The sequence below is a fragment of the Hoeflea ulvae genome, from assembly GCF_026619435.1.
Classification (GTDB): domain Bacteria; phylum Pseudomonadota; class Alphaproteobacteria; order Rhizobiales; family Rhizobiaceae; genus Hoeflea; species Hoeflea ulvae.
Map to the genome: position 1 here is coordinate 4966455 of NZ_JAOVZQ010000001.1, position 15360 is coordinate 4981814.

The window sequence follows — 15360 nt, forward strand, 5'->3', positions numbered from 1 at the left end:
AATCCCAACTCGTCTGGCCACTCTGGCTAACCTCGGGAAATTGTTCTATATGCTTCTAGATGTGATCTAGCACAGATCATACCTAGCGTCTAGATGTGATGTAGAAGATTCGAACATGACGGTCGCGGAGACCGCGGATTGGGGAAAAATGACTGTGAAGCACTCGTATCCGTCTGCGCCAACCGAAGTGGCAGCCTCATTGCCGCGCGGTGCGGCGCGGGATGCCGTCGAGGAACTGGGCCGCAGAATCGTCAATGATGTCTACCCCCAGGGCGAACCGATCCCGACCGAGCCGGAACTGGCGGAGTCGCTTGGTGTCAGCCGGACCACCATCCGCGACGCCATCAAGGTTCTGTCCGGCAAGGGCATGATCCGCACGGCGCGGCGATACGGAACCAAGGTCCGCCCGATCAGCGAGTGGCACCTTCTCGATTCCGACGTCATTTCCTGGCACGAGCCGACCCATAGCCGCCTCGGCCAGATGTTCGTGGAAACCACCGAACTGCGCTGCATCTTCGAACCGGCCGCCGCCGAGCTCGCAGCCCAGCGCGCCACGCCCGAGCAGGTGCGGAACATCCTTGAATCGGCGCACGCCCTGCTACCCGGCACATTGAGCACCACCGAGCTCTATGCCGAAGACAGCCGGTTCCACTGCACCATTCTGGATGCCACCTGCAATCTGATGATGCGGCAATTGCGCCCGATGATCATCAGCATCCTGCGGATTTCCTATGAATTCGGCGTGCAGACCGAAAATGGCGGCACCCCGTTTCGCGAAGGTCACATCCGCGTCGCCGAAGCCATTCGCGACCGCAACGGAGCCCTGGCCCGGCATGAAATGGAACATATGCTGGAAGCCAACCGGGAGACCGCCAACGCCTATTGGAGCACGCGCAACGCCCGGGCAACGGGTGGCTAGTCAGAGTCTCTGCCGGCGATCCGCGCGCGACAGGGCGCAGCGTTCTTCGAAAGATCAACCGAGCGCACGCATCCTGTGGGAGATCGGGGCAACGGCCTTGGACGCCACCCGGAACAGGGAAAACCTGTCGTCGTGATAGACCCGCCTTGCGGGATCGGGCCTGTAAAGGGTCCCGGTCTCGCTGACCGTCGCCTGATCCCGGACTGCATGCCACGAAGCCAGCCTGGCCGCACCGGCGAGCCCGGTCTCCGGATTGCCCGGAACCACGACATCCCGGTTCAGCACATCCGCCTTGAGCTGGCACAGCAAGGGGCTCCTGGCCAGGCCTCCGGAAAAACAGACATGGCTGACCGGCGTTCCGATCGCCTCCTCTGCGCGAACCAGAACCTCGCGCGCGAGATAATTGATGCCTTCGGCCACGCCGCGCAGGAAATCCTTGGCGGTGTGGGCGGCACTCAGCCCCAGGAATGCGCCCTTGAGGTCAGGGTCCCACATCGGTGTCCGCTCTCCATCGAGAAAGGGCAGGAAAAGCGGCGCCGGATCACCCGATGCAAAGGCCGCATCGAGAGATGCCTGCAGCGCCATGCCGGGGCTGAACTGGTCCAAGGCCCATTGCAGCCGGGTTGCCGCACCTTGGCTCGGCCCGCCCAGCTGCCAGAGCCCGGGCCCCCACTCCACGCTGAGCAGACCTTCCGCGGACGTCTGCACCCCGCAGATGACGCCCGAGACATCACTGGTTCCCGAAATGCTGTAGCCCACCCCGGCCTTCAGCCCGCCCGAGCCTAGAACGCAGCTCCATGTGTCGATGGAACCGCTGTGAACGGGCCGCCCGGCAAGCTCGGACAGCGGGTAAGCCAGTCCCGGCCGGACCGGCGCAAGCGGATCAAAGGGGGAATGAAGATCAGGCAGGATCGCCGGATCCATCCCGAGAATGGCGAACACATCCTCGGCACTTGCCCGGATCGCGCGGGTCATCGGCGTCTGCGAGATCGCATCCGATGCGGCGACGCCGGTGAGCATCATGTTGAGGTAGTCCTTGGGCTCGACGACCTTGCGCAGCCGCGCCCAGTGCTCCGGCTCCTCCTGTTTCAGCCACAGCAGCCGGGCCAGAGGATCGAACGGCCCGAGCGTGTCGATCGCATCAGATCCCGATGCCGATATTTCAGAGCGTGTGCGATCGACGACCCCGGCGGCCCGGGAATCCTGAAACGTGATCGCGGGCCGGATGACATGGCCCATCCCGTCGAGAAAGACCTGGGTTCGTGTGAAGCCGCAGCCCGCCACGGCATCGATGCCGGCAAAGTCATGACCGCCGCCGGCAAGCTCGCGACACCCGTGCTCGAACGCACGCCACCAGTCCATCGGATCCACCTCATAGTGGTGATCGCCAATGGTGTGGATGTCGAGCGGAACACGGGTCTGTCCGAGAAAGGCCCCCGTTTCGTCGACGATCGCAAGTTTGAGGCTACTGCCACCCAGATCGAAGGCAAGCGTTCGTGCCATGTCCGCCTCCGCTTCGCTTTGTGTTGGTCAATGAACCCGGCTTGCTTCGCCGCTCAGAATATAGTGGGAAAGGGCATCGGCGGTCAGGTCGCCGCCCGTCAGGGTGATCTGGTTTTCGCCGATCCGCAGAATCGAGATCCGGTCGGCCACCGCCGCAATATCCTTCATCGCGTGGCTGATCAGGATGACGGTCTTGCCATTGGCCTTGAGCGAGCGAATGAGGCCGAGCACCTGTTCGGTCTCGCGAACCCCGAGCGCAGCCGTCGGTTCGTCCAGTATCACGACATTGGCGTTCCAGCGCAGCGCCCGGCAGATGGCGACGGCCTGCCGCTGTCCGCCCGACAGCGCATTGACCTTGCTGTTCATGTTGGTGATCGCCCCGTTGAGCTGGGACATGTATCCAACCGCCTCGCGCCGCATCCGGGCCTTGTCGAGAAGCCGAAGACCCAGCACGCTGCGGGTGAGCTCCGCCCCCATGAAGATGTTCTGGTAGATCGACATCTCCGGCGCGACGGCAAGATCCTGATGGATCGTGGCCAGCCCGGCCCGCAAGGACGCGCTGGGGGAATCGAAGCGTTTTGGTTCGCCATCAATCATGATCTCGCCCCGGTCCGGCTGTTCCACCCCGGCCAGTATCTTGATCAGGGTGGATTTGCCGGCTCCGTTGTCGCCGCAGATCGCGTGGATCTCGCCTTCATGCACATCAACGCTCACACCGCGCAGGGCTTCGACTGCGCCGTAGTTCTTGTAGATGTTGCGGGCCGAAATCTTGACCGGCATGGTGTCCTCGCGATCTGCTTTTTCAGTGCTGCCGGCCGTAGCCTACTTCAGGAACTCGTCAACATTGGACTTGTCGACCAGTGTCGCGGGAATGAAGAGATACGGACCAGGCACCAGCTCTTCCTTGGCTTTGCCCTCGACCGCGATCTGGTTCATCATCGTCACGGCCGACTTGGCCATGTTCTCGAACGGGATCGCAATGGTTGCTGTCATCATCGATTCGGGATCCTTGATCCGGCGATAGACTTCCTGTCCGCCGTCGATGGAAACCAGCGATACGTCGCCCTTGTTCAATCCGCTCTCCTTGAGCAGATCGTCTATGATCAGCGCCTGGCCGTCAAAGGACGCCCACACACCGTCGAAATTCCCGGCGTTCTGCAGGATCAATGCGCTCATGCCGTTGCGGACATCGTCCTGCCAGCTCTTGGTACGGGCCATGGAATGCTCGCCGACAATCTTGACCGTCGGGTTTTCCACCAGAACGGCGTCGAGAATGCTGCCGCGAATGCGCGCACCGGTGTTGGATTCAAACCGCTGCAGAAGCACATTGCCTTCGTAATTGATGGTGCCCAGCAGATAGATCGCCGCCTCGGCTGCCATGATGTATTCGTTCGGCGTGACATCGAACAGCGTATGCGGGCTTGCTCCGCTCGAGATGGTGATGACCGGGATGCCGGCACTCTTGGCAGCTTCGAACTGCGCGTCGAACTGAACCGGTTTCGACATGCACAGGATCAGGCCGTCGACACCTTTCTGGATGAGGTTGTCGAGCTGCGAGGCATGGGTCTCGAGCGCCCCGTTGGAATTGAGAACCTGGGCTTCCCAACCCAGCTTGGCGGCTTCCTCGCCCACCGTGTTGGCGCAGCGCGCCTGGGTTTCCGCCGACATCTGGAATGCCACGACGCCGAGTTCGAAGGCGGACGCCTGTCCGGCGCCCAGTGTGACGCCGGCAATGCCGGCGGCTGCGATGAGTGTCTTCCACGTTTTCATTCTTATTCTCCCCTTGTTGATTACAGAGCGAATGCGGCTCTCTTCAGAACCGAGGCCGAAACAGCGACCGATACGATGATGATGATGCCGAGCATGATGTCCTGGATGTAATATTGCGCACCCAGCAGAATCAGGCCGTTGGACAGGCAGACGATGATCAGCGCGCCGACGAAGGTGCCCAGTATGTTGGGTTTGGCGGGCGTGAACATGGTCATGCCGAGAAGGGTGGCGGCAATGCCGTTGAGCAGGAAGTCTCCGGCCATCTGGGGTGCTGCCGAGGACAGGTTGGCGACGAGAAACACCGCTGTCAGCCCGGCGGCGAGCCCGGACAGGGTCAGCCCGAGGATCTTGCAATTGCGGGTGTTGATCCCCGACCGGCGGGCGGCTTCCTCGTTCTCGCCGGTGGCCTGCAGATGCACGCCTGTCCGCGTCTGGGTCGACAGGATGAGGGCAATGAAGAACAGGACCACCGTGATGAGAATGATCACCGGCACAGGCCCGATCTTGCCGCGGCCCAGGAACAGGAAGTTCGGATCCCAGCGCCCGACAAAGGCCACGCCGCCGGTGATCATGAACGCCAGCCCGTTGGCCACCGACGCCGTGCCGAGCGTGGAGATCAGCGAAGGCACCTTCAGGACGGTGACCAGCAAGCCGTTGAGCAAGCCCGCGGCAATGCCCACACCGATGCCCGCAGCCACGGCCGCCGGCCAGGCGGTATCCGTCGAGATCAGGCTGCCGATCACCACCGCCGCCAGACTGCAGACATTGGCAAAGGACAGATCGAGCTCGGAGGTGATCAGCGCGAAGGTGAAGCCGATGGCAAGGATCGACAGGAAGCTGACCTGCTTGAGCACATTGAGAAGATTGGCCGTCGAGGCGAAATTGTTCGCGAAGATCAGCAGAAACACGAACAATGTGATGCCGGCAACAAAGGTCCCGTAGACTTCGATGAATGACTTGAGGCTCACACCGGCCGCCTTTCCTGAGCGGCGGCGCCTTTTATCAAGGCTTCCTTCCTGCTCAACATGGTCATCCCAGGCACTCCGGCGGACAGGCCTTGTCCCAAAACGGTGATGTCGCGCGGCCCAGATCATGATCGCGATATCCGTCCGGCGCCGGACTGACATCGCCCCACCATCCATGGGCGCAGACCGATCGCCAGGCCATCTGGTCCTCGAGCGTGCGGTCTTCGGTGTCGTGCACGGCCTTGAGCTTGAGCCAGGCTGCGCGCACCGCCTGGTCGGCGACGTCCGAGGGCTCCATGCAATAGTCATAGAACGCACCGGTCAGAGCTTCCATCTCCGCTGCAATTTCGGGCCAGTCGCCGCGTTGCAGGTGCCATGCGCCCAGCCAGTCCGCAACCACGGCCTCGACGGCCTTGTCCTTGCCCAGAGGCGCGAACTTCCGGGTGGTCAGCAACATGTGCCGCACCAGTTCGGCAGCCGCGTGATCCCTCCGCGCAGTCCGTGCCGCCGTCTTCATCTCGTCGATGGCGCGGTCTGCATTTTGTGAGAAGTCGTCGAGCATATGGGTCATGACAGGGCTTCCATTGGCCTTGAAGGTGTTGCGTCAAGCGAGCGGACACTTTGTGCAATGCGCGCGAACATGGCGTCTGCATCCACCGTTTCGATGACATGTGCATTGGCTGGCTCGCCGCTGCGCCCCCACCAGTCAATGGTCGAACGGCCGACGGTCGGCCCTTCCGCGGTTTCAATTGCAACATTGCAATCGCGCCCCTGGAACAGCTCCGGCCACAGCAGCCAGGCGATGACGCAGGGATCATGCATCGGATGTCCGTCATTGCCACCCAGCGAGGCGCCGCCGGGACGCTCGCGCTTGAGCATCGACACGATCGGACCGCCGACGACGCCTTGGGCATCGAAATCCTTGAGACGAGCCGGGGTGGCGACGGCCTGATAGGTGGCGCTCAGCGGAAAGAGCGTGATCGGCAGGCCGGCCTGAAAGACCACTGCGGCGGCATGGGGATCAACAAAGAAGTTGAACTCGGCTGCTGCCGTGATGTTGCCGAGATCGCGGGCGCCGCCCATGATCACGATCCGGTCGATCTTCGCCTTGATGTCTGGAGCCTGAAGCAGCGCGAGTGCGATATTTGTAAGAGGCCCCAGCGCACACAGCGTCATGGTGGTGGGGCTCGCGCGCAATGTCTCGATCAGGAAGGTGACAGCATGCTCGGCTCGGGCAGCTTGCCGCGGCGGCGCCAGCTCCATGCCGGCCAGTCCGTCCGTTCCGCAAATGAATTCCGCCGTGTGCAACGGCCGCAGGATGGGTTGCGCGCATCCGCTGTAGACACCCAGATCGCTGCGGCCCGCAAGCTGGCAGATCCGCAGCGCATTCATGGTGGTCTGGGCGATGCCGACATTGCCCGCCACGGTGGTGATCCCCGCCACTTCAAGCTCGGCATCGGCGCTCAGCGCCAGCAAAACGGCAAGCGCGTCATCCTGACCGGGGTCGGTATCTATGATCACCCGCGTGCTCATTGTGTACAAGATCCCCCTGATCTGCCTTCCCGGTTGCCTTGTGCGCGTTATTATCTTAGTCACTAAGACAATGAACAGCTAAGAGATATTTCGGATGTCTGTCAAGCAGCAAAAAACGGCGCCGCCGGCGCCCGGCATCGACGACCGGATCACGCAACTCGAGCGCAAGATCAGGGCGGCCAGCGCCCAGCGCACGCTCTACAGTGGCGTTCTGGCCAGCAAGCTCGGCATGCACCAGACCGACCTCGAATGTCTTTTCATCATCACGCTGGGCGAAAATGTAACGCCTGGACAGCTTGCAAGCGAAACGGGTCTGACCACAGGCGCGATCACCGGCGTGGTCGATCGCATCGAAAGGGCTGGCTATATCCGGCGCCAGCGGGATCCCGCCGACCGCCGCCGCCTGTTCCTCGAACCTGTGCCGGAGCGGATAGAAGAGATCAGGGCCATCAACCGGCGCGCCTACAAGCCATGGATGGAAGAGCTTGCCCGCTATAGCGAAGCCGAACTGGAAATCCTGCTCGACTTCGCCGACCGCAATTACCAGGCCGCCGTGCAGGCCACGATCGCGCTGCGCCGCGAGATCAGCTGAGTTCCAGGAGCGGATGCGGACCGGCGCGGGATCCCGAGGGGCTGAGCCCCCGACGGCTCAATCCTTTGCCTAAAAAGTCAGATCACTGGAGACCGGAACCTGGCACCGGGGTTCACGAAACGCTTTCCCGCAGCTGGATTTGCAGACCGGCCGCGACAGCGTCCCAGAACAGCTCCGGGTGCGACGCCCCCACCAGATGCCCGCCATCCGGCAGGGTTTTGACAATCGTTGCAGGCTGGTCCCTGACCAGATCCTCGACCTGATCGGGGCGGGTAAACCCGTCATGGGGCCCGTGCACGAATGTAACGGGCGAACCATATTCACGCAGCAGACTGGTCGCTTCGGAGATCACCAGCTTGAAATCCGACGAGATGCCCAGTGGCGAGTGCTTGTGAAGCTCCATGTACCAGGCAAATCCCGGCCCGGAACCGATCTTGCCGTCAAGCACCGCAACGTCCGTCGCACAGTCCCGAAAAAGCCTGCGCAGCACGAATTTGGCCGTCTGCTGGTTTGCGAAGATGCTCTTCTGGAATTGCCGGATAATCGGTTCGTAAATATTGGTATCATTGGCCAGTTTTCGAATGCCGGTGAAGAAATTGGCGGCATATGACTTCTTGTCAGGCCTTATCGAAAGAATATTGATCGAGGCGACAACGAGGCTGGCAAACAGGTCGGGATTGGCCGCCGCCATCTTCATCGCCACAAGGCCACCCGTCGCATGGCCGAGCAGCGGCACGGGCGCCTTCCAGGTCTGGCGCGTGAACTGCGTCAGATCCTCGACCGCCTGTTCCGTCAATCTCCCGTCATAGAAAATATCGGCGCAGGCGTGGTCGTCCAGATAACCTTGCCGGACCGGAACAGTGAGACGGATATTCAGCCGCTGCAGGCTTTCCCCGGCATTGAGCAGAATGAACGGAAACAGGTAGCCATGGATGAGGAGAACCGGCTGTCCGTCCGGCGGCCCAAGCTCCCAGAAGCGCATCAGCCGTCCGCTGTGCAGACGCTGCACCGACAAGCTGGCCGCACGTCCCAGATGGTCGGTGGTGAAGGTCTCGACCACCCGCATATGCGAGGTTTCCGCTTCACACAAATGCAGGATATGGATCATCTGGCCCAGGATCAGCCGCATGATTTCGGACTGTTTCACGCAATTGAGCTTCGAGCAGGCATTCTTGAGATGCGCCCTTTTGGTTTCGACAGAAACCGAATCGACGCTCGCAGCTTGGGCGGGCGTCAGGCCGACGACGATCTGGAAGATCAGCCGCATTTCGGCATTGGTGAGACCTGCATCCACATTGAACATTTCGATGATGCCGACCACCAGCTCCTGGGTGATGACAACGGCCTTGAGACGGCTGCTCTGGATCACTTTCTGGTCCGCCGGCATATAGGGCACGAACCAGAAGAGAATTTCGCTGTTGACGCTCTGAACGAGCTCTCCCGCGCGGACATCTCCGCCTTCGGCCAGAAGGACCATTTCCGAGATTGTTTCGTCATCGCGCCAGTTTGACGTCAGATGGGTGGACATCGACCGGGCCTGGGACACGCCGCAGCGCAGCAGCCGTCCGCCAAAGTCGAATTCAGCCCATTTTATGGTGTTGGTCGCTCCGGAATTCTTGCGGCGATACGCATCAAGCACCTCTCTTCGTGCCGCAGTGGACATTTCACTGGGCATCAAGGAGAAAATATCCTCAACACTTCGTCGAAGATCGTCATCTTTGCGTTTCATGCCGCTATTCCAAAACTCTCATCCTATCGCTGTCGCGATCATGATTATGACCTGCATTTTTCTTCTGAAGTCCCGACTGCCTCCACGAAATCAATACAGAAATGTGCGCACCAAGACAGATCTCGTCACATTTTCTCAAAACCATTCAAATGACAACGAAGTTTCGCCAAAGTGTCTCAAGCTCCTATTGATACACCAAGGCACACCTGCGCCGCATCATACTGCGCGTCTTCGTACGATTCCTGACTTAATTCAGTAACCCCGTATTCCGCGTCCCGCATTACCAAAATGGGTAATGCGGGATTCGAAATACTGTTCGAATGTTGCGCTCGACACCGGCGACGTACTGATTCCCATCACGACCAGGCGACAGGCCAAGCCGGATTTCGGGGGCGAGCGAATTCATTCGCGACGAGACAGACGAGGTACCATCAGGATGTTCAGCGCAAGGAAACCCAGACCGCATCTTCCATTGCTCTCCGGTACGGCAATTTTGCTCCTGATGGTCTGTGGCCACGGGCCGGCACTGGCTGGATGTTCCGACGACACCCCGGCTGCGGGGGATACCGTGACCTGCGATGTGAACGCACCCAATCCCGACACGCTGGGAGTCAATGGCTTCAGCATATCGGGCGTAACCGTCAACCTGCTTGATGGTGCGGGTATCGATGTCGCCGGCCGCAGAGCGATCGGGCTTGGCGCCAACACCACGGTCATCCTGGCGCCCAACAGCTTCATCAATGCCGACGCGACGGGTGGCTTCTCGACGGGAATTTTCGCAAATGGCGACAATGCGGATATCCGGGTCGACGGTGCCATTTCCACCACCGGAACCAATGTCGATGGCGTTGCTTTTCAAGGTGACAACAATCTGCGGCTGATCGTGACCGGCACCGGATCAATCGTGACCACCGGCGACCAGTCCGACGCGGTTGCAAGCCGGTTCAATCCGAATCTCACCGCAACCATCGAGGCGGGCGCCACGCTTCGGACCGAGGGCGCTGATTCCCATGGCATCGGCGCTGGCTTCAATTCGACACTCGATATTTCCGGCTCGATCACCACGCTTGGCGACAATTCGAATGCCGTCGACGGCGGCAGCATGATGGTCGTCACCCTGCGCGACGGCGCCGTTCTCTCGACAGCCGGACGCGGCTCGGAAGGCATCCGGGCACGTGGAACCATCACGATCGAGAATGGGGCGCAGGTTGCGACCACCGGCGATTTTGCTGACGCGCTGTTTGCGGATTCGGATTCGATGATCACCATAGGAGGTGTGCTTTCGGCAACGGGCGACAGCGCCGAATCCCTCTTTGTCCTGGACAATTCCACGGTACTGCTGACCGGCACGGCCGATCTGACCGGTGATGTCTTCATCCGGGAGGGCAGCTCGCTTACCGCCCGCGACGGCGCGACGATCGACGGGTTGGTCACACTGCGCAACAATTCGCAGACGGATTTCGCAGGGAGCGCGGAAGCCATCCGCTCCATTTCGAGCGGGGTCCGGATCAACCTCGAACAGACAGGCCGCCTTACAGGAAATGCCGACAGCAGCGCGACCGTACAGGGAGATGAGCTTGCAGACATCACCATAGCCGGCGCGGTTACTGGCGGGGCGGCGGGCGGCATAGAGGCCCGAACCGGCGCCACGGTAAGGGTTGCGCCGACCGGGAATGTGTCGGTGAGCAATGGCGGGACCGGCATCAACATTGATGAATCATCCGGCACTGCGCCGCAAGGTGCTTCGGTGGTTGTGGAGGGAACAGTTTCGGCAACTGGGTCTTCCGCAAGGGGCGTGCGCATCAGGGCCGCTTCGCTGGATGCCGCCGCCACCCGCAGCGTCTCTATCGCCGGTACGGTGGACGTCGATGGCGAGAATTCCGTGGGTGTCTTTCTGCCGGTGCCGATACTCGGCCCGCCGAATATCGCTCCCAATTTTGATCTCGACATCAGCGGAACTCTCGCCGCGCGCGGTACCGGAGCTGTCGCGATCGGCATCTCGAGCCCGTTCATTTCGGATGATCAGTTCGAATCGGGCTTCGACATTGACGTGGCGGCCGGCGCCAGTGTGACCTCTCAATCGAGCGCCGCAATTGCCGCGATCCTGCCTGGTCCCCTGGGCGGCCCGCCGCAAAGCGGACAGGCCGGCTTCAACACCAATATTTCCATCGCCGGCACGGTGTCGACAGGGGTTTTGGGCGGCAAGGTCATCGACCTGCAGGCCGGTACGGATGTGGTGACGCTCACGCCCGGCGCGGCAATCACCGGCATCATCGACGTCGGGTTCGACGAGGATGACTTCATTCTGACGGGCGCGACGGGCACGACTGGCACCTTCGACTTCGACCAGAGTCCGCTCCTGAACTTCGAGAATTTCTTCAAGCGTGGCGAAGGGACATGGATTCTTGACGGCTCCGGCGCCACGGCCGGCGGAACGTTCAACGTCGACAGCGGCACCCTGATCGTCAACGGTTCCCTTCCGGCCTTCGTCTTTGATGTCGCACCGGCCGCAACTGTGGGCGGAAGCGGCATCATCGGGGGCTTGCCTCCGATCGCCGGCACGATCGCGCCAGGAAGCAGCGGCATCGGAACGCTTTCTGTTGCAGGAGACCTGACCTTTCTTGCAGGAAGCGTGTTCCAGACCGAAATCGCGGGCAATGGCATGTCGGATCTCCTGGCCACCACGGGAACCGCCACCCTCAATGGTGGCACTGTTTCCGTCATCGCGCTTGATCCGGCGACCAGCTACCAGAATGGCCAGCGCTTTACCATTCTGACTGCCGCTGGCGGGGTCACGGGTCAGTTTGCCGGGGCTATCTCCCAGTCGGCCTTCATCACCCCGACGCTCGATTACACCGATCCGAACGCGGTGGCGCTGATGATCAGCCTGGCCGGCGCTCCTGTCAGCAACGGATGCAATCCAGATCCGGTGGGCAATGGCGGAAGGGTGACATGTACAGCGACGGATGTGGACGGGTTCCGCACAACCAGCACAGAGGTGAGCGTGACGGTGAATGCCGGAGCGACGGTGCTTGGCGAAAGTACATTTCTGCCGCCGATCTCGGTGGGCGACAATGGCAAGATCACCAATAACGGCACCATTGATGGCGGCAATGCTACGACCAGCATTTTTGCAGGGATAGGAGCAGAGACGGAAATCATAAACAATGGCACGATTTCCAATCTCAAACCCAATACCGATGTGGTGAAAGGACTTCAGGCCGCCGGGACGATCATCAACAACGGCCTGATCGACGTAGCCGGTGGGATACTCACGACAGGCGTTCGAGCGGAGAACGGGGCAATGGCGACCAATAACGCCGAAGTGCGCTTTGTTGCCAAAAGGGGCACTGCGATGGAAGCCGCAGGGGATGGTGCGACTGTCGTGAACAGCATGGATGGCTTTGTCACGGTTACAAGTACCTCAACATCAAGCGCCGACCGTGTTGTAGGACTAGAGGCTGGTTCCGCGGGCAGCAAGGCAGTCAATGCGGGCACTATTACATTGACCGCCACTTTGGGCGGCGGCTTTGCAGCAGGACTTGCTTCCAATACGCGTGAGACAGCACTGGAAAATACTGAGACCGGCAAGATCAACCTGACGGGGTCTGGCGTTGGTATTCAGGTCAACAATAGCAAAGATGCTGTCAACAAGGGCGAGGTTGTGGTGGATGCCAGCTCTTTGGTGGCTGATCAATACGCCATAGGCGCCCGTCTGGGCTCGGCGGGCGTATTCACGAATTCCGGCACGATCCGCACAATTAGCTCCGGGTCGAGAGGGACAGGAATATTTTTTACTCAGCGTGGTGGAGGGCAGGTCTTCACCAATACCGGGCTGATCGAAAGTACCGGGGTGGGGGCGAGCGGTGTTCTGAACTATTCGACCGATGTTGTGTTGACCAACAGCGGAACCATCAGCGCCGCCGGCACCGGATCCTCCGGGATACAGGTGGGAACCACGGCCGATGGCGTGTTCGTGGACCGCGAGACGCCGGTTCCATTCGTCAGAAACACCATCACCAATGCCGGTCTGATCGAAGGCGGGGCGACTGGCATCCAGATGACAGGCCGGCCGGCTGCCGGTGTTCCGACCCTGACCATCAACAACACGGCCGCCGGCATAATCCGCGCCACCGCCGGCGATGGTGATGGTGTAAGCGCGATCGATGCCAATCTGGACCTGACCAATGCGGGCGAGATTGCCGGGATAGGCTCAGGCAAAGCGATCCGCACCGGGGGCGGTAACGATGTGATCAGGCTGCTGGAGGGGTCCAGAACTCTTGGCGGGATCAATTTCGGCGCCGGCGACGATACGGTCGTGCTGTACCCGACCACCCAGGTCTCGGGGTCGCTCAATTTCGGGTCGGGCACCGATACGCTGGCCTTTGACGGTGCGGCGGGCACGACCGGCACCATTGCGCTGTTTGAAGCCGCCCGGGTCTTTGCCAATGGTTTTGAGAAGATCGAGAAACGCGGGGCCGGCACCTGGATTTTCGGTGGCGATGACCTGCCGGCCGCTACACCTGTATCGAACGCGCGACTCCTCGAAGGGACGACCATCGTCAACGCCAATTTCCGGACCGTCAGTGCGACCGTTGACGCCGGGGCACGCCTTGAAGGCCGCGGCGGCTCCGGCACCTTGACCGTCAACGGCACCATCGCGCCCGGCAATTCGATCGGGACCTTTTCCGTGACCGGCGATCTGGTAATTGGCCCCACCGGCACGCTCGAGGCCGAAATCTCGAACACCGGCTTGTCCGATCTTCTGGCGGTGAGCGGGACGGCGACTCTCAATGGTGGCACAGTTTCCATGATCGCGCTCGACCCGGCAACCAGTTACCGGACCGGCCAGACCTACACGATCCTCACCGCCGATGGCGGGATCACCGGTCGATTTGCCAGCGCCACGACGCAGTCGGCCTTTCTCACCCCTACGCTCGACTACACCGATCCCGGCTCCGTGAAGCTTGCAATTGCGGTCGGACCCGTCCCGCTCCCCGGCCCCGGTGCTGGTCCCAATCCTGGCCCCGTTCCCGTGCCCGGCTCGCTGCCCGAGCTGTTTCCGACCGTGGCGCAGAGCTTCAACCAGTTCCAGTCAGCGACCGGGCTTGATGATCTCGGCCAGACGCCGGGTTCGGACGCGCTCGCTGTCTACAATCAGATCCTGATGCTGAATGCCACGCAGGCGCGCAATGGCTTTGATCTCGCTTCCGGTGAGGTCCATGCGTCAGCCCGGAGTGTGGCCGAGCGGAGTGCAGGTCTGTTCCTGCAGACCTTGCTCAATCAGGGCCGTACCGGCCTGGCTGCTGGTGGAACCGGCACGCCCGGCGCCAGCGTGGCTCTCGGCTATGCCAGAACGAAGCGTCCCGACAAAATCCCGTCATTCCGGGCTGCAGCAGGCACACCCGGCATGCCTGCCGACGTCGATGTTCCGAGCGCCCCCACCGCATGGCTTGCGCCGCTCGCCGGTGGCGGCTCGATCGATGGCGACGGCAATGCCGCTGGTCTGGACTGGTATGCCGGCGGGTTTGCCGGTGGCTATGAAGGTCGGGACTATGCCGGTTCCGGAAGCTTTCTCGGCGGCTTGGCATTCGGCTATGTCAGGAGCGGTGCCGACATCGAGCAGCGCCTGTCGACCATCAGGAGCGATGCATTGAACCTCGGCATCTATGGTGTCTGGACTGATGCCGACTGGACGATATCCGGTGCGGCTGGCTATACAGCCGCGCAGATCTCGACAGAGCGCAGAATTGCCTTCGGAACGCTCGACCGGCTGGCAGAAGCCCGGTATTGGAACCATACGATCGCAATGTCCGGTGAAGTCGCGCGCAATTTCGCACTCGGCGGGGTCATCCTGTCGCCCTTCGTTTCCGTCCATACCGGCTGGTCGGGTCATGATTCGGCCCATGAAATCGGGGCGGGCGCGCTCAACCTGGCTGTCGCCTCCGCCGGCGAGGGCTGGTTCGATACAGGCCTGGGCCTTGCGGTGGCCCGGCAGTATGTCACGGAGGGCGGATCCGCGATCCGGCTGGAAGCGCGCGCGGCCTATGAGCACGGCTTCGGCAGCAGCATCAAGGATCAGCAGCTTTCCTTTGCCGGCAGCCCCACCGCTTTTGCCGTCCGCGGCCCCGAAACCGGCGCGGACCGGTACCGGTTCGGACTTGGCGCAGCCGTCCAGGCCAGCCCCACCATCCACTTCCGCGCCCGCTACGACGGCATGATCTCATCCCGCGAAACATCTCACGGCGGCAGCGTCGGATTGACGGTGAAATTCTGAGAGCCGGTCAGGGAAACACTTCCGCTACGCGGCCGAGCCTCGTCCTACCCTCAAAACGCAAAAAGCGCCCCA

10 protein-coding genes are annotated in these 15360 nt (G+C 61.5%); 3 read left to right on the forward strand and 7 right to left on the reverse strand.

Going from position 1 to position 15360, the window contains the following annotated elements; genetic code table 11:
• Positions 1–148: 148 nt before the first annotated feature.
• Entirely contained in the window at positions 149–919 is a 771-nt protein-coding gene (locus OEG82_RS23515) for a FadR/GntR family transcriptional regulator (protein ID WP_267614786.1), read from the forward strand.
• Positions 920–973: 54 nt separating this feature from the next.
• Here OEG82_RS23515 and OEG82_RS23520 read toward each other — a convergent pair whose 3' ends face one another.
• From OEG82_RS23520 to OEG82_RS23545, 6 genes are all read right to left on the reverse strand, one after another.
• Positions 974–2422 carry a xylulokinase gene (locus OEG82_RS23520; protein WP_267614787.1) on the reverse strand — a complete coding sequence of 483 codons (1449 nt, stop codon included), beginning with the start codon at positions 2420–2422 and terminating at the stop codon, positions 974–976.
• A 27-nt stretch (positions 2423–2449) separates the two neighbouring features.
• Entirely contained in the window at positions 2450–3202 is a 753-nt protein-coding gene (locus OEG82_RS23525) for an ATP-binding cassette domain-containing protein (protein WP_267614788.1), read from the reverse strand.
• A 42-nt stretch (positions 3203–3244) separates the two neighbouring features.
• Positions 3245–4192, reverse strand: a complete 948-nt coding sequence (locus OEG82_RS23530; RefSeq protein WP_267614789.1) for a sugar ABC transporter substrate-binding protein — start codon at positions 4190–4192, stop codon at positions 3245–3247.
• Positions 4193–4212: 20 nt separating this feature from the next.
• Positions 4213–5160: an ABC transporter permease gene (locus OEG82_RS23535; RefSeq protein WP_267614790.1), complete on the reverse strand. Its 948-nt coding sequence runs from the start codon at positions 5158–5160 to the stop codon at positions 4213–4215.
• A gap of 61 nt (positions 5161–5221) precedes the next feature.
• The gene (locus tag OEG82_RS23540; RefSeq protein WP_267614791.1) at positions 5222–5728 is read right to left on the reverse strand and encodes a hypothetical protein; all 507 of its coding nucleotides are present in this window, start codon (positions 5726–5728) and stop codon (positions 5222–5224) included.
• Positions 5725–6690 (reverse strand): nucleoside hydrolase, encoded by a 966-nt coding sequence (locus OEG82_RS23545; protein WP_267614792.1) that lies wholly within the window; start codon positions 6688–6690, stop codon positions 5725–5727. The genes OEG82_RS23540 and OEG82_RS23545 overlap by 4 nt, the downstream gene beginning before the upstream one ends.
• Positions 6691–6784: 94 nt before the next feature.
• On the opposite strand from OEG82_RS23545, the gene OEG82_RS23550 reads away from it, so the two are divergent.
• Complete coding sequence (locus tag OEG82_RS23550; RefSeq protein WP_267614793.1) at positions 6785–7282, forward strand: MarR family winged helix-turn-helix transcriptional regulator; 498 nt, start codon at positions 6785–6787, stop codon at positions 7280–7282.
• 112 nt (positions 7283–7394) lie between these two features.
• Here the strand turns inward: OEG82_RS23550 and OEG82_RS23555 are convergent, their stop codons facing one another.
• Positions 7395–8957: a bifunctional helix-turn-helix transcriptional regulator/alpha/beta hydrolase gene (locus OEG82_RS23555; protein ID WP_267614794.1), complete on the reverse strand. Its 1563-nt coding sequence runs from the start codon at positions 8955–8957 to the stop codon at positions 7395–7397.
• Between the two features lie 622 nt (positions 8958–9579).
• Here OEG82_RS23555 and OEG82_RS23560 point away from each other — a divergent pair.
• On the forward strand, positions 9580–15288 hold the full coding sequence (locus tag OEG82_RS23560) for an autotransporter outer membrane beta-barrel domain-containing protein (protein WP_267614795.1): 5709 nt from the start codon (positions 9580–9582) through the stop codon (positions 15286–15288).
• Positions 15289–15360: the final 72 nt, after the last annotated feature.